This is a genomic window from Arcanobacterium sp. S3PF19 (assembly GCF_000758825.1).
Taxonomy (GTDB): Bacteria; Actinomycetota; Actinomycetes; order Actinomycetales; family Actinomycetaceae; genus Arcanobacterium_A.
The window spans coordinates 183,888-208,618 of sequence record NZ_JRMX01000015.1 but is presented as its reverse complement, the minus strand read 5'-3'; the positions used below and the strand labels follow the sequence as shown (position 1 = coordinate 208,618).

At 56.8% G+C, this 24,731-nt stretch carries 18 protein-coding genes and 3 tRNA genes; 12 read left to right on the top strand and 9 right to left on the bottom strand.

Annotation, left to right across the window (positions count from 1 at the left end; genetic code table 11):
* The 4 genes from HMPREF1631_RS06655 to pflA all read left to right on the top strand — a co-directional run bounded on the left by HMPREF1631_RS06655 (nucleotide 1) and on the right by pflA (nucleotide 4,824).
* Complete coding sequence (locus tag HMPREF1631_RS06655; RefSeq protein WP_084707548.1) at nucleotides 1-1,179, top strand: branched-chain amino acid aminotransferase; 1,179 nt, start codon at nucleotides 1-3, stop codon at nucleotides 1,177-1,179.
* A 380-nt stretch (nucleotides 1,180-1,559) separates the two neighbouring features.
* Nucleotides 1,560-3,575 (top strand): pyruvate formate lyase family protein, encoded by a 2,016-nt coding sequence (locus tag HMPREF1631_RS06650; protein ID WP_232215466.1) that lies wholly within the window; start codon nucleotides 1,560-1,562, stop codon nucleotides 3,573-3,575.
* Between the two features lie 67 nt (nucleotides 3,576-3,642).
* A complete protein-coding gene (gene grcA2, locus HMPREF1631_RS06645; protein ID WP_034233785.1) occupies nucleotides 3,643-3,894 on the top strand; it encodes an autonomous glycyl radical cofactor GrcA2 in 252 nt (83 codons plus the stop codon).
* Between the two features lie 42 nt (nucleotides 3,895-3,936).
* On the top strand, nucleotides 3,937-4,824 hold the full coding sequence (pflA, locus tag HMPREF1631_RS06640) for a pyruvate formate-lyase-activating protein (RefSeq protein WP_084707547.1): 888 nt from the start codon (nucleotides 3,937-3,939) through the stop codon (nucleotides 4,822-4,824).
* A gap of 74 nt (nucleotides 4,825-4,898) precedes the next feature.
* Here the strand turns inward: pflA and HMPREF1631_RS06635 are convergent, their stop codons facing one another.
* From HMPREF1631_RS06635 to HMPREF1631_RS06620, 4 genes are read right to left on the bottom strand one after another with little or no spacing between them, the layout of a single operon-like run.
* Nucleotides 4,899-5,657 (bottom strand): YggS family pyridoxal phosphate-dependent enzyme, encoded by a 759-nt coding sequence (locus HMPREF1631_RS06635; protein ID WP_034233781.1) that lies wholly within the window; start codon nucleotides 5,655-5,657, stop codon nucleotides 4,899-4,901.
* 47 nt (nucleotides 5,658-5,704) lie between these two features.
* Nucleotides 5,705-8,389, bottom strand: coding sequence for an RNA helicase (locus tag HMPREF1631_RS06630; RefSeq protein WP_034233779.1), 2,685 nt, complete (start codon nucleotides 8,387-8,389; stop codon nucleotides 5,705-5,707).
* Nucleotides 8,390-8,395: 6 nt separating this feature from the next.
* Nucleotides 8,396-9,433: a DUF5692 family protein gene (locus HMPREF1631_RS06625; protein ID WP_232215462.1), complete on the bottom strand. Its 1,038-nt coding sequence runs from the start codon at nucleotides 9,431-9,433 to the stop codon at nucleotides 8,396-8,398.
* The gene (locus HMPREF1631_RS06620) at nucleotides 9,430-10,452 is read right to left on the bottom strand and encodes a hypothetical protein (protein ID WP_034233920.1); all 1,023 of its coding nucleotides are present in this window, start codon (nucleotides 10,450-10,452) and stop codon (nucleotides 9,430-9,432) included. The genes HMPREF1631_RS06625 and HMPREF1631_RS06620 overlap by 4 nt, the downstream gene beginning before the upstream one ends.
* Nucleotides 10,453-10,635: 183 nt before the next feature.
* Here HMPREF1631_RS06620 and HMPREF1631_RS06615 point away from each other — a divergent pair, with 183 nt between their 5' ends.
* Nucleotides 10,636-11,964, top strand: coding sequence for a DUF5692 family protein (locus HMPREF1631_RS06615; protein ID WP_034233777.1), 1,329 nt, complete (start codon nucleotides 10,636-10,638; stop codon nucleotides 11,962-11,964).
* Between the two features lie 44 nt (nucleotides 11,965-12,008).
* Here HMPREF1631_RS06615 and HMPREF1631_RS06610 read toward each other — a convergent pair.
* Nucleotides 12,009-12,081, bottom strand: a tRNA-Lys gene (locus tag HMPREF1631_RS06610).
* 204 nt (nucleotides 12,082-12,285) lie between these two features.
* Here HMPREF1631_RS06610 and HMPREF1631_RS06605 point away from each other — a divergent pair.
* A complete protein-coding gene (locus HMPREF1631_RS06605; RefSeq protein WP_034233775.1) occupies nucleotides 12,286-13,215 on the top strand; it encodes a RimK family alpha-L-glutamate ligase in 930 nt (309 codons plus the stop codon).
* 128 nt (nucleotides 13,216-13,343) lie between these two features.
* A tRNA-His gene (locus HMPREF1631_RS06600) sits at nucleotides 13,344-13,415 on the top strand.
* 159 nt (nucleotides 13,416-13,574) lie between these two features.
* On the opposite strand, the gene orn is transcribed toward HMPREF1631_RS06600, so the two are convergent.
* The 3 genes from orn to HMPREF1631_RS06585 all read right to left on the bottom strand — a co-directional run bounded on the left by orn (nucleotide 13,575) and on the right by HMPREF1631_RS06585 (nucleotide 15,698).
* Nucleotides 13,575-14,234 carry an oligoribonuclease gene (orn, locus tag HMPREF1631_RS06595; RefSeq protein WP_034233774.1) on the bottom strand — a complete coding sequence of 220 codons (660 nt, stop codon included), beginning with the start codon at nucleotides 14,232-14,234 and terminating at the stop codon, nucleotides 13,575-13,577.
* A gap of 114 nt (nucleotides 14,235-14,348) precedes the next feature.
* Nucleotides 14,349-15,539, bottom strand: coding sequence for an amidohydrolase (locus HMPREF1631_RS07045; protein WP_034233918.1), 1,191 nt, complete (start codon nucleotides 15,537-15,539; stop codon nucleotides 14,349-14,351).
* A gap of 86 nt (nucleotides 15,540-15,625) precedes the next feature.
* Nucleotides 15,626-15,698, bottom strand: a tRNA-Arg gene (locus tag HMPREF1631_RS06585).
* Nucleotides 15,699-15,883: 185 nt separating this feature from the next.
* On the opposite strand from HMPREF1631_RS06585, the gene HMPREF1631_RS06580 reads away from it, so the two are divergent.
* The 4 genes from HMPREF1631_RS06580 (at nucleotide 15,884) to ettA (ending at nucleotide 21,465) form a co-directional block, all read left to right on the top strand.
* Nucleotides 15,884-17,446 carry a GTPase domain-containing protein gene (locus HMPREF1631_RS06580; protein ID WP_198017391.1) on the top strand — a complete coding sequence of 521 codons (1,563 nt, stop codon included), beginning with the start codon at nucleotides 15,884-15,886 and terminating at the stop codon, nucleotides 17,444-17,446.
* Nucleotides 17,447-17,495: 49 nt separating this feature from the next.
* The gene (locus HMPREF1631_RS06885; protein WP_052047210.1) at nucleotides 17,496-18,998 is read left to right on the top strand and encodes a GTP-binding protein; all 1,503 of its coding nucleotides are present in this window, start codon (nucleotides 17,496-17,498) and stop codon (nucleotides 18,996-18,998) included.
* A gap of 196 nt (nucleotides 18,999-19,194) precedes the next feature.
* On the top strand, nucleotides 19,195-19,698 hold the full coding sequence (locus tag HMPREF1631_RS06570) for a single-stranded DNA-binding protein (RefSeq protein ID WP_034233772.1): 504 nt from the start codon (nucleotides 19,195-19,197) through the stop codon (nucleotides 19,696-19,698).
* Between the two features lie 84 nt (nucleotides 19,699-19,782).
* Complete coding sequence (gene ettA / locus HMPREF1631_RS06565; protein WP_034233771.1) at nucleotides 19,783-21,465, top strand: energy-dependent translational throttle protein EttA; 1,683 nt, start codon at nucleotides 19,783-19,785, stop codon at nucleotides 21,463-21,465.
* 41 nt (nucleotides 21,466-21,506) lie between these two features.
* Here the strand turns inward: ettA and HMPREF1631_RS06560 are convergent, their stop codons facing one another.
* Nucleotides 21,507-22,463, bottom strand: a complete 957-nt coding sequence (locus tag HMPREF1631_RS06560) for an acyl-CoA thioesterase II (RefSeq protein WP_232215461.1) — start codon at nucleotides 22,461-22,463, stop codon at nucleotides 21,507-21,509.
* Between the two features lie 120 nt (nucleotides 22,464-22,583).
* Here HMPREF1631_RS06560 and malQ point away from each other — a divergent pair, with 120 nt between their 5' ends.
* Complete coding sequence (gene malQ, locus HMPREF1631_RS06555; RefSeq protein WP_034233769.1) at nucleotides 22,584-24,716, top strand: 4-alpha-glucanotransferase; 2,133 nt, start codon at nucleotides 22,584-22,586, stop codon at nucleotides 24,714-24,716.
* Nucleotides 24,717-24,731: the final 15 nt, after the last annotated feature.

Here is a 24,731-nt window from a genome sequence, read left to right as displayed (position 1 = left end):
ATGCGGGCCGCACGTGCGCGGCAAAAGACTGATGGGGGAGCAGTGAGCGAAAAAACCGAACTTGAGATATTGGCCGATGCCGACTACCCGAATGCGGATGAGCTGGCGCGGCGTTTTGCGGTGCAGCCGCATCCGAATCCGCGCGGGGAAGAAGAATACCTGCGGATAATGGAGAAACCCGGATTCGGAAATTATTTTACCGATTACATGGCGCACGCAACCTGGACGCCGGAAGAGGGGTGGCACGCGAAGAAAATCGAGCCGTTCGGCCCTCTCCGTCTTGATCCTGCCGCGGCGGTGCTGCATTACGGTCAGGAAGTGTTTGAAGGGCTGAAAGTGTACCGGCACGAAGACGGGTCGCTGCACTCTTTCCGGCCCGCATACAACGCGGCCAGACTGAATGCATCCTGCCGCAGACTGGCGATTCCCCCGCTTCCGATTCCTGATTTTTTGGGCGCCGTGGCAGCTCTTGCCCGGGTCGAAAAGCGGTGGGTTGCGGATGCGCACGGCAGTTCGCTTTATCTGCGCCCGGTGGTTTTCGCTTCGGAGTCGTTTTTGGGCGTGCGCAGCGCGCGCCGCTATGAATTTGTGGTTCTGGCTTCGCCCGCGGGCCCTTATTTCAAACACGGTTACCGCCCGATTCGGGTCTGGGTGGAGCAGGAATATCACCGCGCGGGTCCGGGGGGCATGGGAGATGCAAAAACGGGCGGAAATTATGCCGCGTCGCTGCTTCCCAAACAGCAGGCCCACGAAGCGGGCTATGACGAAGTTCTGTTTTTGGATGCGCTCGGCAATTCGGATCTGGATGAGCTGGGCGGAATGAACGTGTTTGCCGTATTGTCGGACGGAAGTGTGATTACGCCGCGGCTAAACGGAAATATACTGCCGGGATGCACGCGTTCTTCGATTATGGAATTTCTGCGCCGGTCGGGTACGCCGGTTCGGGAGGAGCGGATTGGGCTGCAGTGGCTTATTGGGGCGATCGAAGCCGGAACGGTGAGAGAAATGTTTGCCTGCGGCACGGCCGCCGTCGTTACTTCCGTGGGCAGCCTGGCCGGCCGGGGATTCTCGGTGGATCTTGCGGATACGCAGGTGACGCGGCATATTTACGGGGAGCTGACGGCAATTCAGGAAGGTCGGCGGCCGGACCGGTTCGGCTGGCTTTATCCGCTGGGGTGAAATGCCTGCCGTTTTCCCCGGGAGCTAAGTACTATTTCCCTCTTTTTCGTTTTATACATGATTAAGGGGGAATGTCTGTTTTTAAGGGGTTTTCCTGCTTTGCGTGTCCTTCGTCTTCTCTGATCCATATAGGGACCAAAGTCCTATTTGGGCACGCATAAGAGTATCGAAAGTAACAAAGCGGACGTAGTTCACACCATTTTTTCCGTTCCCGATATTTTATTTCCCCGGCGCTCTCCTAGAATGGAACTGTTAATTAACAAACGTTAATTCTTCGATATTTTCAAAGGGGTAAAGTCGTGAATCAAGTTACCGATACCGACGCCGGTACCGAATATGTCGGTTGGAAGGATTTCAGGGGAGACGATTGGAAGAAGGCAATCGACGTCCGTGATTTTATTCAGCAAAATTACACTCCCTACGAGGGGGATGCGTCATTCCTCGAGGGGCCCACACAGAAGATCTTGAATTTATGGAAAACTCTTGACGAGAAATATCTGTCGGTGGAACGCGTAAAGCGCGTATACGATGTGGATCTGGATACGCCGGCGGACGTAGACGCATTCGGCGCCGGATACATCAGCGAGGATGACAACGTCATCGTCGGTCTGCAGACGGATGTTCCGCTGAAGCGCGCAATGATGCCCAACGGCGGGTGGAGAATGGTGGAAACCGCAATCAAAGAAGCGGGTAAGGTGCCGAATCCGGAGATTAAGAAAATTTTCACCAAGTACCGCAAGACGCACAACGATGCCGTATTCGACATCTACACTCCGCGTATCCGTGCGGCGCGTTCCTCGCACATCATCACCGGTCTGCCGGATGCCTACGGGCGCGGCCGGATTATCGGCGACTACCGCCGCGTGGCGCTTTACGGCGTGGACTATCTGATCCGGGAAAAGCAGGCGGCCAAGGATGCCGTGTCCGACCAGCCGTTCTCCGAGCACTGGGCACGCTACCGCGAAGAGCACGCAGAGCAGATCAAGGCGCTGCAGAAGCTGAAGCGGATGGCGGAAAGCTACGGATTTGATATCTCCGAACCGGCGAAGACGGCAAAAGAAGCCGTGCAGTGGACCTACTTCGGTTACCTCGGTTCCGTAAAGAGCCAGGACGGGGCGGCCATGAGCATCGGCCGTCTGTCGGCGTTCTTTGACTGCTATTTTGAACGTGATTTCGCCCGCGGCATTCTGACCGAGCAGGGCGCACAGGAAATCATCGACGCGCTCGTAATGAAGCTGCGTATCGTGCGTTTCCTGCGCACCGAAGCCTACGATCAGATTTTCTCCGGCGATCCTTACTGGGCCACCTGGTCCGACGGCGGTTTCGGCGACGACGGCAGAACGCTGGTCACCAAGACTTCCTTCCGTCTGCTGCAGACGCTGGTAAACCTCGGACCCGCTCCGGAGCCGAACATCACCATTTTCTGGTCCGACCGGCTGCCTGAAGGGTACAAGCGTTTCTGTGCACAGATTTCGATTCAGACCTCCTCCATTCAGTATGAGGCCGACGATCAGATCCGCTGCCACTGGGGCGACGACGCCGCGATTGCCTGCTGCGTTTCCCCGATGCGTGTAGGAAAGCAGATGCAGTTCTTCGGCGCCCGCGTGAATACGGCCAAGGCTCTGCTGTACGCCATCAACGGCGGCCGCGACGAAATGACCGGAAAGCAGGTTGTGCCGGGATATGAGCCGATTAAGGGTGACGGCCCGCTGGACTTCGACGAGATCTGGGCAAAATACGAAGAAATGCTGGATTGGGTAATTCACACCTATGTCGAGGCGCTGAACATTATTCACTACTGCCACGACCGTTACGCCTATGAGGCAATGGAAATGGCACTGCACGATTCGGATATCGTGCGCACGATGGGCTGCGGCATTGCCGGGCTGTCGATCGTGGCCGATTCTCTGTCCGCGATTAAGTATGCCAAGGTCACTCCGATCCGCGACGAAACCGGTCTGGTTGTTGACTACAAGACCGAAGGCGAGTTCCCGCGTTACGGAAACGACGACGACCGCGCAGACAACATCGCGGCCACAATCGTGCATACGGTGATGTCGAAGATTAAAGAGATCCCGATGTACCGCAACGCAATTCCGACCCAGTCGGTGCTGACAATCACCTCGAATGTGGTTTACGGCAAGGCAACCGGGGCATTCCCCTCAGGGCACGCGGCCGGAACTCCGTTTGCGCCCGGCGCAAATCCGGAAAACGGTATGGATACCCACGGAATGCTCGCTTCCATGCTGTCGGTAGGAAAGCTCGACTATGACGATGCTCTGGACGGCATTTCGCTGACCAACACGATCGTTCCCGCCTCCCTTGGCCGCACGCTTGACGAGCAGGTCACAAACCTGGTGGGAATCATGGATGCAGGCTTCATTCCCGAAGACTGATATTTTGCACAACCAAAGAAAAAGACTAAAATTTAATTAATCAAGAAATAAACAGGAGTTGATTGATATGTCTACGATGACCTATGCAGAACGCGAAGCGTCGATGCTTGCCACGCGCGGCGACAAGGAAAGCGGCAAGGGTCTTTACCATGCCAACATCAACGTTTTGAACCGTGAAACGCTGGAAGACGCAATGGAGCACCCCGAGAAGTACCCGCAGCTTACCGTGCGTGTTTCCGGCTATGCGGTAAACTTCGTGCGTCTTACCCGCGAGCAGCAGCTCGACGTGATTTCCCGTACTTTCCACCGGGGAATGTAAGACACTGTCGGTAAAATCGGCGTAAATTCGGAGAGGGGCGATATGGTTCAGTTACAAACCCGCACAACAGAGGGAATAACCGGCGAATATCGCCCCGAACCGTCCGAAATTGAAGTACCCCGCCTGGGCGGGGCCGGGTTGGACGGCATCGAGCAGGCGCAGGAGATGACGCGCGCCGAACACCTTGCCGCCGTCCGCGAGGGCAGGCTGGGGTCCGTTCATTCCTGGGAGCTGGTGACGGCCGTGGACGGCCCGGGAACCAGAATGACTGTTTTTTTCGCAGGGTGCCCCCTGCGCTGCCTGTACTGCCACAACCCCGATACATTTCAAATGCGCGAAGGAACTGCGGTAACGGCCGAGGCGCTGCTGAAGAAGATCAGACGCTATCGGGGCGTGTTTAAAGCCACCGACGGCGGTGTTACCTTTTCCGGCGGCGAGCCGCTGTTCCAGCCCAAATTCCTGGCCAATCTCCTGCGCGGATGCAAAGAAATGGGGATTCATACCGCAATTGACACCTCGGGATTTTTGGGCCGTTCCCTTACCGATGAAATGATGGGGAATGTGGATCTTGTTCTGCTTGACGTGAAAAGCGGGATTCCGCAGATATACAAACGAACGACCGGGCGCGAGCTGGCTCCCACCGTCGCATTCGGCGACAGACTGAATGCCGCGGGGAAGAGGATTTGGGTACGTTTCGTGTGCGTGCCCGGACTGACCGACAGCCCCGAAAACGTAGAGGCCGTGGCCCGCATTATATCCCGCTGGTCATCCGTGGAGCGCTTGGAAGTGCTTCCGTTCCATCAGATGGCGCGCGATAAATGGGAATCGCTGGGCCTGAAATACGAACTGGAAGACGTAGAGCCGCCGAGCAAGGAGCATGTGGAGGAAGTCCGTAACGTGTTCCGTAAATACGGACTGAAGGTTTTCTGAATCCGGTTTCGTCCCCTTGGCGCGCTGCCTTTAATACACTGCTTTTAGCGCTTTTGGCCTGTTGCTTTGACTTTTTACTTTGGTGCGCCGGGGCGCGGGCCAAAGACGGCGGTCCCGATTCTGACCATTGTTGATCCGTGTTCCACGGCCAATTCCAAATCGCCCGTCATACCCATGGAGAGTTCTTTTGCCTCGCTTAAACCCGGCAGTTCGCGCAGCTGCGCACCCAGGGCGCGGGTAATTTCAAAACTGCGGATTACCGCTTCGCGGTCTGCGGTGTTGGCGCCAATCGTCATCAGTCCCTCTATTTTTACAAACGGCAGTTCTTCGCTGATCCGTTTTGCCATTTCGGGCAGATCTTTTGGTGCGCATCCAAACTGTGTGTCCGCATGGGCCGAATTAACCTGCAGCAAAATAGGATAGACGGCGTCGGCGGCGTCCTTTTCGTTCAGCAGTGCGCGGCGGTGGTTTATCCGCCGCGCGGTTTTGAAATTATCCACGGTGTCAATCCGGTCGGCATATTCCATCGCCGCCGAAAGTTTATTGCTCTGCACATGGCCGATTACGGCGGTGCGGTGCCGCAGTGCCGTCGGATCGGAAAGAGATTCCGCAGCTTCGCGCAGTCCGATTTCGGCCGTTTCCAGCTGGGGAATCAGGTTGTGGCCAAAAAGTGTTTCGCCGGCCTCTACGGCTGCCAGCAGATTTTCCAGCGGCTGATATTTTGCGGCCAGCATCAGTTTTATTTCACCCGGATCCCGCCCGGCAGCCAGCGCCGCCTGCCGGATTCTTTCCCGTACACGGACGATATTATTTCTGATCTCTTCCTTTTTCATGGCCGTCACCCGTTCAAGTATCCCAACACTCCCAGTTTGGCACAGGTTCACCGCTGCGCAAAATCAAGCAGACGCAGATAAAGCTCTCCGGCTGCGTCGCTCGCGTCCAAATCGACCAGCGCCCACAGTGCCCAGGCCCGGTCGTCTTCTCCGTCGTCCGGAGTCTGGACCGCGAGCCAAATTCTGCCTTCCGCGTGTGTCTCCGTCAGCCGGAAAGCCCGCTCCTGCGGCAGACCGGCACGGATAAGATCTGCGGCGTCGGGATTTTGCAGAATCTGAAAATACTTTTCGGAGCGGGCGGCCGTGTCGGTTCCCAGATAGTCGTATTCGTCAAAATAGGCGTCGGTTATTTCTTCCCATTCATCTGCCGTCCTGCCCAGTGCGTCCAGGCCGCCGAGATATTCGTTATCGTCGCGGGAAATGGCTTCCATGCACGCAAACATTGCGTTTCTGACCGCTTTTCGCATCCGGTACGGATTACGGCTGAAAGGCACGTGTCCGTTTTCGTCGGCTCCGAACGGCTTTTCCGTTCCGTGGACGGAGGAGTCGTCGGAGAACGAATCGGCGCCGGCATAGTCTGTTCTTCCCGCGGCGAGGGCTTCCCACTCGTCCAGCAGCGAAGAATCAACCGAACGGATCAGTTCGCCGAGCCATGAAATGATCTCCGTAAGTTCTTTCGTGCGCAGATTCAGAGGCACAATCTGGCGCAGGGCACGATACGTGTCGGTCAGATACCGCAGCACGATTCCTTCGCTGCCCGTCAGATCGTAGCGGGAAATAAATTCACTGAAAGTAAGCGCTTCTTCCACCATCTGCCGCACAACGGATTTCGGGCTCAGACGGTGGAAGCGAACCCAGGGATTCGACTGTGCGTAAATTTCCAGGGCAGGAGTGAGAAGCTGTTCCAGAGGCATTGGCCAGGTAACTTCGTCGGCGAGGCGCATCCGTTCCTCATAATCTGCCCCCTCGGCTTTCAGTCTGCCGATTAACTCTGCGCGCAGGGCTTTTCTCTGTGCCGTCAGCACGGGAACGGGATCTTCCTGCACGGCCTCAATTACGCTGAGAATATCCAGGCAGTAAGTGGGGGAATCAGGGTCAAGCAAATCCAGCGCGGATAAGGCAAACGGGGAAAGGGGCGTGTTCAGGGCGAAATCGGGGGGAACTTCCTTTGCGAAACGGATCGGACACCGCTGCGGCCGGGCCGCGCGTTCGTCACGGCTGTCATGCACGATCACTTCCGCCCGCCGAAGTGAGGCGTATATTTCCAGAGCACTGCGGATCAGCGGATTTCGGGGTTTCGCAGGCTCATGGCTGTCTGTGAGCAGACGGATAGCGGCCTGTACCGGGTTTCGCCGCTGAAGCAGATTTAGGATCATGGAATGGGTGATCCGCATCTGCGATTTCATGGTTTCCGGCGCCCGGTCGCGCAGGGCGGCAAAAGTTTTTTCCGACCATTGCAGCTTTCCTTCTTCGGGTTTTACCTTCTGCACGCGCCGGAGTTTTTCGGGGTCGCCGTCCGCTTTTCGGATCCTCCGCGCGTTTTCTATTTCATATTCGGGAGCCTGCACTATCACGTAACCGACGCTGTCAAATCCGGCCCGTCCCGCCCGGCCGGCGATTTGGTGAAATTCGCGCGCGGTGAGGTGGCGCATTTTTGCGCCGTCAAATTTTGCCAAAGACGTGATCAGAACGGTTCGGATCGGCACGTTGATACCCACGCCGAGTGTATCGGTGCCGCAGATCACGCTGAGCAGTCCCTCCGCGGCCATGCGTTCCACAAGACGGCGGTAACGCGGCAGCAGTCCCGCGTGGTGTACGCCGATTCCTTTTCGCAGCAGTTTCGACAGTTCCCGTCCAAAACCGGCCGAGAATCTGAAGTCTTCCAAAACCCGGGAAACGGCGGCCTTCTGTTCTTTGGAGATCAGATTTGCCGAAAGAAGTCTTTTTGCCTGTTCCACGGCTTCGCGCCGGGAAAAATGAACCACATAAACCGGTGCAAGATGGGTGGTGACGAGTTCCTGAATCAGCTGTGCTGTGGGGTCGGTGCAGTAGCGAAAATGCAGCGGAACCGGACGCACGGCATTGTCGATTACGCTTACCCGGCGGTTTGTGCGGCGTTCCAGATCTTTGACAAAAAACGACACGTCCCCCAGTGTTGCGGAAAGCAAAATCTGCTGCGCGTGGGGGATTTCCAGCAGCGGTACCTGCCATGCCCATCCACGCTGCGGGTCGGAGTAGTAATGAAATTCATCCATTACAATCACGTCGCTGTCCGCTTCGTCTCCTTTACGCAGGGAAAGATTTGCCAAAATTTCCGCTGTGGCACAGATTATCGGGGCGGTGGCGTTGATTGTGCAGTCGCCGGTTACCATACCTACGTTGTGCGCTCCGAAGAGAGTGATCAGGTCGAAAAATTTTTCCGAAACAAGCGCTTTCAGGGGCGCGGTATAGTAGGCTGTTTTTCCCGTGGCAAGCGCGTTAAACAGAGCCTGCACGGCAATCATCGACTTTCCCGAACCGGTGGGCGTAGATACGATCAGATGGTCGCCCGTGACGATTCCCAGCAGCGCATCTTCCTGATGGGGATACATCTGTTTCCCGTGAGACGATACCCATGAGGAAAAAGCATCCGCGACCGCTTCCGGGGGAGGGTTGAGGCCGTAGCCGTCTTCCAGTGCGTCAAGGGCAACATTCAGCTCCGGTTGGGGCAATCGTTCTTCCTGCGGTGTCATCACAGTTTATTGTATCCGATTTAGCGGTTCCCCGTTTTTTGCGCGGGTCTTCTTTTCCGCGCTGCGTGTTTGCGCCGCGGCCGGCCGGGTGCGGGCAGCCGGGGCATGAATCCGGGAGATGCGGATATTCTCTGCCGTATCGTAATACAGTTCCTGCCGGAAGGGATTCCGCTTCAGTTTTGCAATTCTGTATATGTGCCTGAGGAAAACGGCCGCGTTGACGAGCAGTGCCGCCAGCGAAAGAATAAACAGCGCCCGCGGATTGTGCGCCGAACGGTGGGCGAATATCGAATCCTGCATAAAGTGCGGAAATGTGAGTACGACGGCGGACCAGAACGTGAGGGTGTAGGCGCGGTACTGAATCCAGGCACCCCGGCCGAAAGGCATAAAGGCAGGAATAGTGCATGCGGCAAGCAGTGCCACGCCGGAGTACCATGCCCGGTCTGCCAAACAGTTGTATACGTACGCAACGTTCCACAGGTCGTAGGCAATAATCCACTGCACCGTCAGGTCGCCCCAGATGATCTGCCTGTCTTTCGTTTTTGAGACATAAATTCCCAGCCATCCGGAAATCATCGCCAGATTGAGAATCCCGGCAATGCCGTTCATGATATTCCACGGTCCGCCCAGGGTAAACATATTGTTCTGCGGATCCACGCCGTGAATCCGGTAGCACTGAAAATCGCGGATTACGGCTTCGGCGATATTGACCGCGAGAATGACCGGCGGAATGCACAGATACCACTTTTTTCCGCGCAGCCGGGGAAAATACTGCAATGCCACCAGGGAAAGGGAACCGAACAGCGCGGAATACTGTTTGACAATCGGAAACCAGCCCGCCGAACTCGTTCCCTGTGTGGAATAGGGCCACCAAAACACCGTCAGTCCCAGCGGAATCACGATAAAAACGGCAACCGCTACCCACTTAAAGGAAATCGCCAGCCGGGCGGTCACGGCCAGGGCGATGACCACCACGGGCAGCATTGCGTAATCCCACCACTGACCGGTTTCAAAGAAGAACAGTGTGGGGTAGTCGGGTGTCATTGTTTCTTCCCCCAATTTTTCGGGTAGGTTTTTTCTCTCTTTTGCCGGATCTGTTCTTCCCAGGAGAATTCCGGTTCGCTCCATCCCTCGAAATACGTTTCGTCCACGGTGTCTGCCCACGGCGTGCCCTCGCCCGTCGGAGGCCAGTTCGGATTGTCGGTGACCGGCGGACGCACTTCGTTGCAGGCGGGGTCCTGTCTGCCGTAACGGAGCCATGTGTTGTGCGTTTCTTCGTACAGCTCGGTGCCGTCGTATCTGCCTGCGGGGGTGCCGTAGCCAAACACTTTTCCTCCCAGCACGGCACGTTTAATCCGTGCCTGCCACTGCGGTTTCTTTCGGAATTCCGCCACGCGTTTGAGATACAGATTTTGCAGATGCGCCATGCACCCGCCGATTAATTCGATGTTGATCCAATTGATGACGGCGGCCGTTTTCGTTTCCGGCTCAAATCCGATCCGCCAGTGGTTGATCAGCCGGCAGCGTTCCCCTTTCAGCGGCACGAGGTAGAAGCACCACGCCGCGGCGTAATGTTTCATTCCGGGGTAGCGGAACGCAAAAGATCCCGGGGCTTTTGGGGGATGCTTTGTGTCTACCCATTGGGAGATGTATTTTCCGGGAACGATATCCGTCCATTCCATCGACATTCCCGTGAAGTCAAAACCCGCGGTGTCTCCCGGTTTCAGGGCGTCTTCCCCCTGCCACTGTTCCTGAATTTCATAGGAATTGTAAAATGGCAGCCGGGCGAAAGTGCGTTCCAGAAATTCCGACGAATACGAGCCCGCCTTGTCGCACCCAATCTGCTTCAGATGCCGGTAAACGGCGTATGCGGGGGCATTTATGTCGATTGCGTAGGTGGAGGACCGTCCGTTCCCGTAGCATCTGTCGATCAGATCGTCGGAAGGATATTTCCAGTCGTTTTCTTCCTTTGTGGCTTTTCCCGAGAGCTGGCTGAAAGAAAACATTCCTGCCAGTCCCGCGGCGGCCGCGCCTGCCGCTGCCGTAAATACTCTGCGAACCATTTGTTTCTCCCGTCTGTGCCGGACGGATGCCGCCGGCAGTCCCATCCGCATATTCGTCATTGAACTGCGATTAACGCAATTATACCCGAAACAGGCTTTCCGTATCGGAAGTTTTGGCCAAATCTCTGTGGTAATGTGTAACTGCAGATTTTTGTCGCTCAAAACCGGCATGGAGGAAGAACAATGGGGTTCTTATGGGAGGTAGGCTCCGGGTGGGTCTATTTTTTCTGGTTTGTTGTTTTTGCACTGCAGATGCTCGTGGCGGAAATAAACCGCCGCTGGGTGTGGACTGCTTTTGCGATGTGGACGGTAGGCGGTGTTTTGGTTACGCCGTACGTGATTGTCCACGGAGTTCCGATGGTGGGGTGGTTCCCCTTCGGAAAATTTGTAATCATGATTGCCACCGCCACGATGACGGCATTTCTCCTGGCCTGGGGGAAGCGCAATCCCGTGCGGGCGCATCGGTATGCAATTTGGCTGGGAATTGCGCTGTGGATCGGCCTTGCCGTGAATATCATGGAAGCCAATATCCGCGATATTACGATCTTTTTCCAGGCGGACAGCTATCTTTCCTGTGCCGCGGATCCCCGGTGTCTGCAGGGCATCGACGCGGGCCGCCCGGTGTCAATGATTGCCGGCCTGCCGGAAACGCGCGGTATTGCAGCCCCGCAGTTTTCCGATGCATGGTACCGTGCCGTTGCGGCGGCATTTGCGCAGAAGGGAATCGGTATTGATCCGGCAACGGGCTTCCGCACGATCGGCGGATACTGGAATCTGCTGTCGGCGGCGGCCGGTCTGCTGAACATCATTACCATCACGGGTTTGGGAAAAATCTTTGTTTCCTCGCCGAATAAAGCCAAAGTGCGGGGACTGATCTGGGCGGATATGGTTTGGCCCTGGGTTATTGCCTACGATCTGTGGAATCATGCTTTTCTCTACAATTCTCTGGCCGATTACACGTGGTACTGCACGCTCGCCCTCCTGCTGGCCTGCACGGTTCCCGCTTTTACATGGGCAAAGGGGCAGTGGATTTGGTTCAGGTGTTTTACGCTGATGTTCTGGATAGCGGCCAACAACATCCTTCCCGGGCTGCTTGTGCGTCCAAGTATTATGACGAACTACGCTACGATGAATCCGACGGCAAACATTGTCTGTTCATGGATTGCGTTCCTGTTTAATCTGTGGCTTTTCGGATACTGGCTGCGCAGAATCGTCAGATTCAGGCGCAATCCCCTCACCAACTGCCTTTTCCTTGACCTGGGTGCCGTGCGCACAATAGTGAGACAGCACGCGGACGACCGGGATAAGTATTTCCTGACGGATATGGTTGCCCCGACGCCGGCCGAGCTGGGCTTTGAGCCGGATTCCCCGGTTCCTCCGCGTGACGGATACGTAGGGTGGATGCCGTGGTGGAAAAAAGACAGACGGTGGCCCAAGGCGCGGGTGCCGCTGTCCGCCGACCGGAAGCTGGCCGAAAAAGGCATAGTAAGCGATCCGCAGTGGGATGTGTGAAAACAAAGAGAGACACCCGCCGTCCGGCGGGTGTCTCCGATTCGTACACCGCCTGGGACTCGAACCCAGAACCCTCTGATTAAGAGTCAGATGCTCTGCCAGTTGAGCTAGCGGTGCGCAACTCCATAATAATATCTTCCGGGAGAATCATTTTGCAAGTCCTGTTTTTCGGTTTCGGTGTGAGTTCATGCACAAAGCCGCCTTTTGCCGTGATTTTCCGTTTTTCTCCGGCGGTTTTTCCGCAGCTGGGCGGGGCGGGGAAAAATAGCTTAGAATACGAGAGGAAGTATGTAGTTCGGCAAAAGAAACAGGTGTTAAAGAGTGTCTGCTCCCGTTGTTACCATTGCTACCGGCGCGCAGTTTCCGAATCTGGACCGTGATGAGCAGGGTCTGCCCGATGCTCTGCGGGCGCGCGGAATAGAGCCGCGGATTGCGGTTTGGGATGACCCCTCGGTGAACTGGGATGACGCAGGTGTTGTGGTTGTGCGCTCCGTGCGCGACTACGCCCGCGACAGAAAGAAATTTGTGAACTGGGCACGTTCCGTACCGCGGATTTTAAACTCCGCCGAAACGATTGCCTGGAATACGGACAAACATTATCTGCGGGAACTGGCTGCCAGGGGCCTGCCCACCATCCCCACAATCTGGCTGGAAGCGGACCGCCACTACACAAAACAGCAGATTCACTCCCGTTTTCCTGCCACGGGGGATTTTGTGGTGAAACCCGCCGTTTCCTCCGGTGGGCGCGGAACGGGACGGTATACGGCAACGGATCCGAAGTCGCGGGCGGAGGCGATAGAGCACGCAATGCGTGAACTGCGCCACGGGCGCACGGTGATGGTGCAGCGGTATCTTGATGTGATCGACAGACAGGGCGAAACCTCCCTTATCTATCTCAACGGCCTGTCTGCCTACCAGGTGGAAAAGGCTCCGATGCTTCATCCGTGCTTCCGCAGCACGGCCGATTCGGCAGTGGTCGACGAGGTGGTAAACCTGGCTGACGCTTCCGAGGAAACCTGGCGCTGGGGAGAGAGAATCCGCAAGGCCCTGCACGGATACGTGAAAGAAAAATCGGGGCACGACGAGCTGCTTTTGTTTAACAGGGTCGATATTGTGCGCGGAGACGAAGACTCGGAAGAAGAGTTTTATGTAATGGAAATTTCGCTGATCGACGGTTCGCTGTATCTGAGCGCAAAAGAGGAGAATTTAAACCGTTTCGCGGACGCAATCCAGACCCGCGTTATGTGGTGAAGCCCGCGTTATGCAGTGAAGATCCGAAACGTTCCCCGCAGGAGGCGGTGACGTCTTTCACGGCATATTATTTGCCCCGAAGAACGGTTTTTGCTATAGTTTTAATTCGTTGCCTCAGGTAACGTATGGTGGCCGTAGCTCAGTGGTAGAGCACCTGGTTGTGGTCCAGGGGGTCGCGGGTTCGAGCCCCGTCGGCCACCCTTTTCCCTCCGAAATTGAATTTCGGAGGGTTTTTGTATCTCTGCGCACGCTTATTCCTGTGCGCTTCGTTTCCGCTTTAGGGCGGTCCCGGCTCCGCTGCCCGGAAGGCACAGACCCGTCGGTCAGCGGAGCCGCTTGTCAGGGCGTTTGCGGCGCGGTCAGCGGCACTGTTTTGCGTGGGCTTCCTCGGCGCGTTTCTGAGTTAAATCGGCTTTGATCCCCGCGGCGATTTCGCGTGCCCGTGCCGTATCCGGACCTTCGCCCGCAGGGAAGAGAGCGGCACGGTAGTAACGCAGCTCGTCAATGGAATCGTAGATGTCGCCGATTGCGCGGTGATTTCCCGTTTTTTCGGGAGCGGCGAAATAAACGCGCGGGAACCAGCGTTTGGCCAGTTCCTTAAGCGAAGAAACGTCGATAATCCGATAGTGGAGATAGTCAATCAGCTGCGGCATGTCGCGGGCAAGGAAATTGCGGTCGGTTCCCACGGAATTTCCGCCCAGATGTGCTTTGCCCGCTTCCGGCACGAACCGCCGGATATAGGCGAGAGCCTGTTTTGTGGCTTCCTCCATTGTTAAACCGTTTTCCCAGTCGTTTATCAGGCCTGTGGCTGTGTGCATCTGCCGAACGAAACTGTTCATTGCGGCAACTGCTGCGGGATCGGGCTTAATAACCAAATCCAATCCCGTATCGTAGGGGCGGAGATTTGCATCGGTGACAACTATAGATACTTCCACCAATGCGTCGGTTGCAAGGTCAAGACCGGTCATTTCGCAGTCTATCCAGACAATCGGTGTGTTTTGTGCAGAAAAATTATTCACGTTTCAAGACTAGCAGATTTTGTGCGGGCACAGATTTTATCCCGGCGGATCCGAATGTGTTTTCCTGCCGCCCTGTTTCGCGGCGGTGTTCGGCCGTGCCTGCGCCGGCGGTGTTTAACGTTCCAGAAATGCCAGGGCGGCCACGGCCTGCGCCTCGGTTGCCCTCTGCAGAGTCGGAGTGATTTGCGGGGCAAAGCCCGGATTGTGGTTTGCCGGAATATCCGTTTCCACGCTCCCGCGGGCGAGAGCGTCATTCCACTGTGCCTCCCCGGTGCATCCGACAAACCAATATACGTAGGGAATGCGGTAAGCGTCGGGAATAACACTGAAGTCTTCGGAAGCCGTTGCTCCTTTTCCGTTTGCGGTTACTGACTGCGGACCGAAGTAGGCTTTAAATTTTTCGGTGATAATTTCGTTGGCGGATTTGTCGTTGCAGGTCAGGGGGTAGTGGTCGTAATAGGTAAACTCGGGTTCGCGTTCGGCTCCCGCGGCGGCGCATTCTCCCCGGACGATCCGTTCGACTGCGGAAATGATCCGGTCACGCACTTTTGTGCTGTAGGTGCGGATATTGACAAGCAGTTCGGCGCTGTCGGGAATAATATTTGATTTCGTGCCCGCGTTTATTGCCCCGACGGTGAGTACCGCAAATACTCCCGGCTGAATTTCGCGCGATACGACGGAGTGCAGCCGCGTCACGATCCCGGAGGCGAGGAGCACGGTGTCTACGGATGTGTGGGGCATCGATCCGTGCGCGCCGCGTCCGTAAATTACGATCCGGATCGAATCCCCGGCCGACAGTGCCGGTCCGGACACCGTGGTTATCTGTCCGGCGGGACCGACTATTACGTGCTGCGCAAAAGCGATCTGCGGCGCCGGGATTTTCTCCCGCAGTCCGTCGGCAAGCATTTTTTCCGCGCCTGCCGCCAGTTCCTCCGCGGGCTGGAAAAGGGCAATGTAGGTTCCCGACCAGTCGGAGCGGCAGGAAAGAAGCAGTTTCACCGCTCCGAGAAGAGCACAGATATGCATATCGTGCCCGCACGCGTGCATTATGCCGGGAATCTGCGAGGCATAGGGCAGTGCGGTGTTCTCCGTCACGGGAAGAGCGTCGATGTCGGCGCGGGCAAGAACCGTTTTCCCGGTCCCGTTTCTGATTACCGCAGCCACACCCGTTTCTCCGATTCGCATCGGCCGTGTGCCGAGCCGGCTCAATTCCGCTTCGATCCGTTCGGCGGTGCGAAATTCTTTCAGCGAAAGTTCGGGATTTCTGTGCAGATCCCGGTAGAGACGGGTCTGCCACTGCGCAATTTTTTGATATTCGCCGTTAAAATTTTGCCCGGCCGTAGCGGTCTCCTTCGGTGCGTGTTCCTTTGCGTTCCGATTGCAAACACAAGCGCCCCCAACTGGACTCGAACCAGCAACCTGCAGATTAGAAGTCTGATGCTCTATCCATTGAGCTATGGGGGCATTAATCACCAATTTACATCTTTCCGCCGGTTTTTGTGAATTTTGCCGGCAGATTGTTATATGTCCCGCATATTTTCCGCGCCTGCCTGCCGGGCTCCCGCGCGGCCGGTGCGGTGGATTGCGAAACTGTGCACATGAATCACAAAAATCCACTTTTCCCTCCGTTTTGGGTCACAATAGAAAGTATGGAAACAAATTCGTTTACACATTCGGATCTGGCGGCTTTGGTGCGCGAAACACTGTCCTGCCTGCGTGATACGGAATTTCCCCTGGAAATGCCGGGTACCGAAGAGCTGGAGCGTAAACGCAGGGAACTGATTACCCATTTGGAAGCGCGTATTCTGCCGCATTTGGAGAAGCGTATGCTGCCCCTGACGGTTGTGTTCGGCGGTTCTTCGGGAGCGGGAAAATCCACGTTGGTGAATTCTCTGGTGGGGAAAGAGGTAACCCGTGCTTCGGTGCTGCGTCCGACCACGCGCACTCCCGTGGCGGTTATGCATCCGCTTGACGCCGCAAAGATGAACGGGCACGATCTGTGCGCTTATGCCCAATGTGTGTGTGACGACGCCGCACTGCAGGGAATTGCGGCGGTGGACGCGCCCGATCTGGACACGGTGGAGGAGGAAAATCACGTACTTTCGCAGCGGCTTTTGGATTCCGCGGATCTGTGGATTTTTGTTACCACCGCCGCGCGTTACGGGGATGCCCGCGCATGGGAAACTCTGGAATATGCCGCCCAAAGAGGAACAACCTGCGCAGTGGTGCTGAATCGTGTGCCCGCCGATGCTCTGCAGGATATTTCGCGCGATCTGACCCGGCGTCTGTATGCCTCCGGGATACAGGACTGCCCGCTGTTTGTGATTCGGGATCTGGGACCGCACGAAGGACTGCTGCCCGGGTCCTGCACAAAAGAACTGTGTGAATGGCTGCGGACGGTGACCCGGTCGCGGATGGTAAAACGTTTGGCGGAGAAAACACGCGTAGGAACGCTTCCCGCGCTGCGCGGGGATTTGAATCTGCTGGCGGACGGTTTGGAAATGCAGGCCAATGCTCTCACAGACCTGCGGGACAAAGCGTTTGCGGCCGCAGACGGGCCCGCGGAAAAACTGAATGCGGGTATTACGGCGGGAGGACTGGGCCGCGGCGGCGCGGCGGCAGTGTGGCTTTCTTCCGTTTCTGCCGGTGCACCGCTGGCAGGCTTGGCGGCGGGAAAGAAACCCCCTTTCTTCGGCCGGGGCAGACAGCGGCGTGACGAAGCGGCGGCTGCGGTGTTCGACGCGGTCTGCGGGGGCATAAAAACCGCTTTTCGCCAGACTCTGATTAATGCGCAGAACGGGATTGAATCGGCATGGAAAGAGGACGCGGCGGATACGGGTGTGTTTATCCGCCGGGCGCGGAGGAATGCGGATGTGCGGCAGATAGCGGACGAAGCATTGGCACAGTGGGTCTCGGCGGTGAAAAGTATGGGCAGTGAAGGAAAAACGAATGCCTGGCTGGGGAATGCGGGCAAAGCGTATCTGATCGGTGCGGCGGCAGGAGGGATCGCGGGTGCGGTGAAAGCCGCACAGCGTCTGGAATCGGAACAGAGCGTGCGCCGTGCGAGAACGGTTCTGTGCGATGCGGTGGAAAAAGCCGTTTCAGGGATTGCACAGATATATGCGCAGACACTTCCGGAGGCGGATCCTGCCGACGTGGCGGCGCTGCGTCTGCGCGCGGCCGAATTCACGGACCGCGTTGTTGCGCAGTGAATTGCGGTAGAATATCGAAAACGGATCTTCGGAGGTTGGGAATCGAAAAATGGCGGAGCATCTCAGTGAACGCTGTGTACCTGTGGCACTGTCGGATTCGCGGGAAAAACTTACTTCTCAAATGCTTTCGGCGCGTATCGGCGAGTTGGAGGGGGTTTTTGCACAGATAGGCACGGAATGTGATCCGCATATCGCAGATCGGGCGAAAGACGGGCTGAATCAGGTAAAGAAACGGATGGCGCTGGGCGGCGGATGTACGCTTGCCGCGTTGGCGGGAGGTACCGGTTCAGGAAAATCCACGCTGTTCAATGCGCTGACGGGTTTTGATTTTGCCGACGCGGGCAGGCTGCGTCCCACTACGCAGCAGCCTACTGCCTGCACCTGGCAGGCACAGGCGGAAGACCTTCTGGATTATCTGGAGGTAAAAAAAGAACGCAGAATTGAACGCGGTTCGGCACTTACTCCCGTATCCGAGGAGCTGAGGGGTTTGGTTCTGCTCGATCTGCCGGACCATGATTCGGTCCGCCGCACCAACTGCGCTTTTGTGTCGCGGCTGATGCCGCTGACGGATCTGTTGATTTGGGTTGTCGATCCGCAGAAATATGCCGACCAGATACTCCACCGGGATTTTCTGGGTGCCCTGCGGGAGCGGGGACGGTCAATGGCCGTGATTTTGAACCAGACTGATACCGTTGCCCCGGAAAGCGTTGATCTGCTGGTTTCCGATCTGCGGCGCCTTTTGGCCGAAGACGGTTTGGAAGATGTGCCGGTCTTTCCCGTCTCCGCTCTTTGCGGAAAGGGACTGGAACCCGTGCGGGAGCTGCTGAAAACGGCAGTGGGCAGGACGGAAACGGTGCTGGCCGGAGCCGCGTCGCAGATTGACGGAGTTACCCGGCTGCTTGCTTCCGGGCTCGGAAGCCGTGAAGTGCGGACGCCCAAAGAGAGCAAAGAGAAGCTGACGGCGGAGATTTCCGCCGCGTGCGGCGTACCGGCAGTAGCCGATGCGATTCGCGGGAGCGGCAGACACCTGTCCGCGGTTGCGCCCGCGCCCCCGCAGCAGCCGGCTTCCGCGGTCGTGAGGGCGCTGCGGGAAGCGTGGATAACGGATGAGGTTCGGGATCTGCCGCCTCTGTGGGCCCGTGCCGTGCGGAAAAACACCGTGCCGGCGGACAGACTGCGCCGCAGGATCGGTGCTGCGCTGGAAGCGGTCCCCGTGCCGCATAAAAACGTAAAAGCGGTTTTTGCCGTTCTCTTTTTGGCCTGTGCTGCCGTTGTTGCCTGCGCCGCCGCCGAGTTTCTGTGCCGGGATCTGATGCGGACGTGGCAAAAGGCAGCCCTTTTCGCGGGCACGGCCGTGTTTCTGCTGTGTCTGTGGGCCGCGGCGGCAGCCGTGGGCAGGGTGCGTGCGCGCCGCCGTGCCGTGCGCTACGAGCGGCGGGTATTGGCGGAGCTGGAAAAGACAGTGGATGAATGTCTGCTTGTAAAAGCGGATGAAGTGCTGGAACGCTACGGGCGGGTGCGCGCTTTGCTGCTGAGAAAAAATCCCGCCTAGCCGGCTCTGTTTCCCGCTGTTTCGGCCGAATCGCACGCCGCCGCGCAAAACGGCTGCGGGGCGAAACATCTGTTTTCCGCACGTTTTAGCGGCGGGCACTTTATCCACAGAAAAAATATCCGCCGTTTCTTTTTTCTCCGCCGGTGTTTTAGTTAAACATGTAAGTTTTGGATAACACCGGAAACGGGGGAAAGAAATGTCTAATGAAACAACTGTTACCGTGCGCGGCTGGGCGGGCTCGGACGCAAAACTGTTTATCGGGGAAAATTCCGCGCCCGCCACGGCCAAAGTGTCGGCGGCTTTGGTAAACGTAGGCGTGACTCCGCGCATTTTCGACAGAAAAACGCAGTCTTTTCGGGACGGTGAAACGATGTGGTATTCCGTGCGCTGTTACGGATCTTTGGCGGCCAACGTCTCTCTTTGTGTAAAACGCGGACATCCGCTGTTGGTGCGCGGAAGGCTGGCCCGGCACACCTATCGGGACAAAAGCGGAAATATGCGTACCTCTCAGGTGATTTTTGCCGATTCGGTGGGAGTTGAGCTCAGCCACGGAAAAGCGGAATACGTGAAAACCGTTTCCGCGCCGGCGGGGATTGCGGTCAAAGACCGGGGTGTTTCCGAGTCCGGTGTTTCCGATGCGCAGTGGGAAACCGGCTGCACAGCGGACAAACCGGGAGAACCGGTGGGGGCAGACAGCTAGTTTTTCGTTTTTGCTTTTACATCTTTACCAAATCCCGATAATCTGTACATGAAATACAAACGGCAATGCAAAGTACGGAGAAACGTGGCTGAGTATATTTATTCAATGGTGCGTGCCCGCAAAAGCGTGGGGGACAAACTGATTTTAGACGACGTGACGATGGCATTTCTTCCGGGGGCCAAGATCGGCATGGTAGGTCCGAACGGTGCCGGTAAGTCCACCATTTTGAAAATAATGGCGGGTTTGGACGAGCCGTCGAACGGGGAAGCGAAGCTGTCTCCGGGATATACGGTGGGGATTTTGATGCAGGAACCGCCGTTGGACGAAGAAAAGACCGTTTTGGAAAACGTGCGTGAAGCCGCGGGCGATATGTTTGCGAAAGTGGAACGGTTTAACGAAATCGGTGCCGAAATGGCAGATCCGAATGCGGATTTTGACGCGCTGATGGATGAAATGGGCAGGCTGCAGACAGAGATTGATGCGGCCAATGCGTGGGATTTGGATTCGCAGCTGAACCAGGCGATGGATGCGCTGCGCTGTCCGCCGCCGGAGACTCCCGTTAACGTTCTTTCCGGCGGTGAGCGGCGGCGCGTTGCGTTGTGCAAACTGCTGCTGGAAGCTCCCGATCTGCTTCTTCTCGACGAGCCGACCAACCATTTGGATGCAGAATCCGTGGAATGGCTGGAACAGCATTTGGCAAAGTACCCCGGCGCGGTTATTGCCGTTACCCACGACCGTTACTTCCTTGACCATGTGGCGCAGTGGATTGCCGAAGTGGATCGGGGTCGGCTTTATCCCTACGAGGGCAACTATTCCACCTATCTTGAGAAAAAACAGGAACGTTTGGAAGTGCAGGGCAGAAAAGACGCCAAGCTGAAGAAACGCCTGAAAGAAGAGCTGGAGTGGGTGCGTTCCTCCGCAAAGGGCAGGCAGGCGAAATCAAAAGCGCGTCTGCAGCGTTACGAGGAAATGGCGGCAGAGGCCGAACGTGCGCAAAAGCTTGATTTCGAGGAAATTCAGATTCCGCCGGGCCCGCGTCTGGGCAGCACGGTGATTGAGGCGCATAATCTGCAAAAAGGATTCGACGGCCGTTCGCTGATCGGCGGTCTGTCGTTTTCGCTGCCGAGAAACGGAATAGTGGGGATTATCGGGCCGAACGGCGTGGGAAAAACCACGCTGTTCAAAACTATCGTCGGTTTGGAGCCGCTCGACGGAGGGGAACTGAAAATCGGCGAAACCGTAAAAATCTCCTATGTGGATCAGACGCGCGCGGGAATCGATCCGCAAAAAACACTGTGGGAGGTTGTCTCCGACGGTTTGGATTACATAAAGGTCGGCAATACGGAAATGCCTTCCCGTGCGTATGTCTCTGCTTTCGGCTTTAAGGGCGCGGACCAGCAGAAGCCGGCCGGGGTGCTTTCCGGCGGTGAGCGGAATCGGTTAAATCTGGCGCTTACTCTGAAAAAGGGCGGAAATCTGATTCTGCTTGACGAGCCGACGAATGATCTGGATGTGGAAACCCTCGGATCTTTGGAAAATGCGCTGCTTAATTTCCCCGGGTGTGCGGTAGTTATTACCCACGACCGCTGGTTCCTTGACCGAATTGCCACGCATATTCTGGCATGGGAGGGAACTGCCGAAAAGCCCGATAACTGGTATTGGTTTGAAGGCAATTTCGAGATGTACGAAAAGAACAAAGCGCAGCGGCTGGGACCTGAGGCAGTGCGTTCCTCGGCTTCCGTATACAGAAAGCTGACGCGCGGCTGATCCGCGGGCGCCCGGGTGCAGCGGGCGCCCCGGCGCGGCCTTTACTTCCTGTTTTCTCCCGCATGGCGGGTATCCGAAGCGCCCTGCCGCGGACCGTCTTTTACCCGTACCATGCCTTCCTGGGCCATTGTCGCAATATGCGTGCCGTTTTGGAAAAATTCGGCAATGCTCAGCCCGCGCCCGCCCTGTGCCGAAGGCGTGCTGAGATCCGCCAGAATCCAGTCCGACATATTGACATCGCGGTGCCACCACGTGCTGTGGTTCAAAGTTGCGGGCGAAAGACGCGGATTGAGCCAAAACAGACCGTGTGCGCGCAGAATCGGTTCAAGCATGAACTGATCCGCCGCATAAACCAGCATTGCCCTGTGCAGCAGCTGTGAGGACTGCTGCGGCAGCGGGGAGCGCAGCCGAAACCAGATCTGTGTGCGGGTTTGGGGATGCTTCTGCGGTCTGAGCCAGATCGGTCCGTCCACGTGCCTTAAATCCACGGGGTTAAACATTGCCATGTTCTGCGCGGGAGCGGTGTTTAGGGAGGAGAAAAAAGCGGCGGAGGATTCGAGCTGACCCGGATCTACGGTTTCCGGCATGGCCCGGCAGTGTTCGGGACCGGATTGGACTTCCTGGAAAGACGCCCGGGCGGAAAAGATCGTTTTCCCGTTTTGGGAAGCCTTAACCGACCGGGTGGAAAAAGAATTGCCGTCCAGAATATCGTCCACCGAAAAATAAGTGGGTGTGCCGACGTCCCCCGGTCGGACAAATGCGGAGGTCAGCGAATGTATCTGCCGTCCTTTATATTCGTTTGCGAAGGTGGCGTAGGCGGCAACAACGGCCTGTGCCAAAATCTGCCCTCCGTAAACGCGCAGCGGAAACTGCCGTGAATTACTGCCTACGAAGGAGCCGGGTCCAATAATCCCAAGCCGTAAAATATTTAATACCGAAGCCAGAGGCTCGGAGGAAACAACGGGCAAATCCAATGTCTGCATTTTAAGCCTTCTCATCTGCGACGCGTATGCCGTTTTTTGGAAAAAATATGTTATATGACTATGTTTTAGGTAACATTTTCAGTACAGTTAAAGTATAAGCAAACGGCATTGAATCTGTGAACAGGGGGAGCGGCAGTGACAATCAAACTTACCGACCGGGAGACGTTGGTCCGGCTGGCGGATGCCTATGGTGTGGCGAGCGAATATTGGGGTTACGACGGGGAAAAACGGACTGTTGAAGACAGTACCGTCGTCAAAGTGCTCGAAGCAATGGGTGTGGGAGACGTAACAGACGAAAATGCGGAATACGAGATTTGGAAGCGCAACAACCGCGACTGGTATTCGGTGCTGCCCGAATTCACGGTGGCGCGGGACGACCGCTCCACTCCGCTGCGCGTGCACGTGCCCGACGGATACGGTGTGGAAGTAAAAATTCTGTTTGAAAAGGGCGGGCAGACAGCACTGCAGCAGATTGAAGACAACACACCCGCCCGTGAAATCGAAGGCAGACTTATCGGCCAGGCGGCCTTTCTGATTCCTGCCGGGATGCCTTTGGGGTATCACCGGCTGTTCGCCGCGGTAACCGATTTCGACGGCCGCACGGAGGAATTTTATACCTGCCTGGCATTGGTGCCGAACCGGATTGACGCCGCGTACCGCGGGCCGCGGGCATGGGGAATGATGGCACAGCTGTATTCGGTGCGTTCGCGCGATTCGTGGGGAATCGGAGATCTGAACGATCTGTCCGAGATGGGATCGGTGTTCGGCGATTTCGGAGCAGATTTTCTGCTGATCAATCCGCTGCATGCCGCCGAACCGGTGGGAAAAATGACTCCTTCCCCGTATCTGCCCGTAACGCGCAGATTCTTCAATCCGATTTATATCCGTCCCGAAAATATCCGCGAAACCGCCTATCTCAGCGGGCCGCAGCGTTCCCTTGTGGTTTGGGCGGGAGAAAAAGTCAAAGAGCTCTCAACGCAAAATACACTGATTGACCGCGATGCGGTCTGGGACGCAAAGCGGGAGGCTTTGGACGTTATCTATCAGGCGGGCCGCAGCGAGGCCAGACAGCGTGCCTTTGAGCGTTTCAGGGAAACCGAAGGCGAGGGACTGGAGAATTTTGCCCTCTGGTGTGCAATCAACGAAGCGCACGGGGGAAAGGTGCCGGCGCGTCTGCGCGATCTGCATTCCCCTGCGGTGAACCGCGAGCGCAGCAAATTGGCGGGCAGAATTGATTTTTGGGCATGGCTGCAGTGGATTCTCGACGAGCAGCTGGCCGAGGCGCAAAAGACGGCTTTGGCGTCGGGGATGAGATACGGCATCTGTCATGATCTGGCGGTGGGCGTACATCCAAACGGGTCGGATACATGGTCGAACCCCGATGCGTTTGCCAAAGGGATCGGCGTGGGTGCGCCCCCGGATATGTATAACCAGCAGGGACAGGACTGGTCGCAGCCGCCAATGCAGCCCGTCATGCTGCCGGCTCTGGGCTATGCTCCTTTGCGGGATATGGCACGTACCGTGCTGCGCCATGCGGGCATGCTGCGCGTGGATCATGTGATGGGTCTGTTCCGGCTGTGGTGGATTCCCACGGGCAATACTCCCGATCGGGGAACATACGTGAAGTTCGACCATGAGGCAATGGTCGGAATCCTGCTGCTCGAGGCGGCCCGCGTGGGAGCGATCCTGATCGGGGAAGATTTGGGCACAATCGAACCGTGGGTCGGTGAATATCTGAAAGAGCGCGGAATTTTGGGCACGTCCATTTTCTGGTTTGAGAAAAACGAAGACGGCACGCCGAAATACGCAGACAAATACCGGGACAATGTGCTTGCCACCGTCGATACCCATGATCTTCCGCCCGCCGCGGGATACCTGGCGGGAGAACACGTGGATCTGCGGGCAAGACTGGGACTGCTCGTGGAAGACGAGGCAAAAGTCCGCCGGGAAGCGGAAACGGAACGCGAGCAGGTGCTGGCCAGGCTGAAAGAATACGGTCTGCTGGGCGAAGATGCCTCGGAACGCGAGATTATCGAAGCGCTGCATGCCTATATCGCCCAAACTCCCGCCCGTCTGCTGGGCGTATCGCTGGTTGACGCCGTTGGGGAGCGCAGAGCTCAGAATCAGCCGGGCACGGATACGGAATATCCGAATTGGAAAGTTCCTCTGGCCGACGGCACGGAAAAGATTGTATTGGTGGAGGATCTGCCAAAACATCCGCGGGTGGTATCGCTGATGCACAGTTTTTCCGCCGCACTGAACAGATAAATATATCGGTCGGCT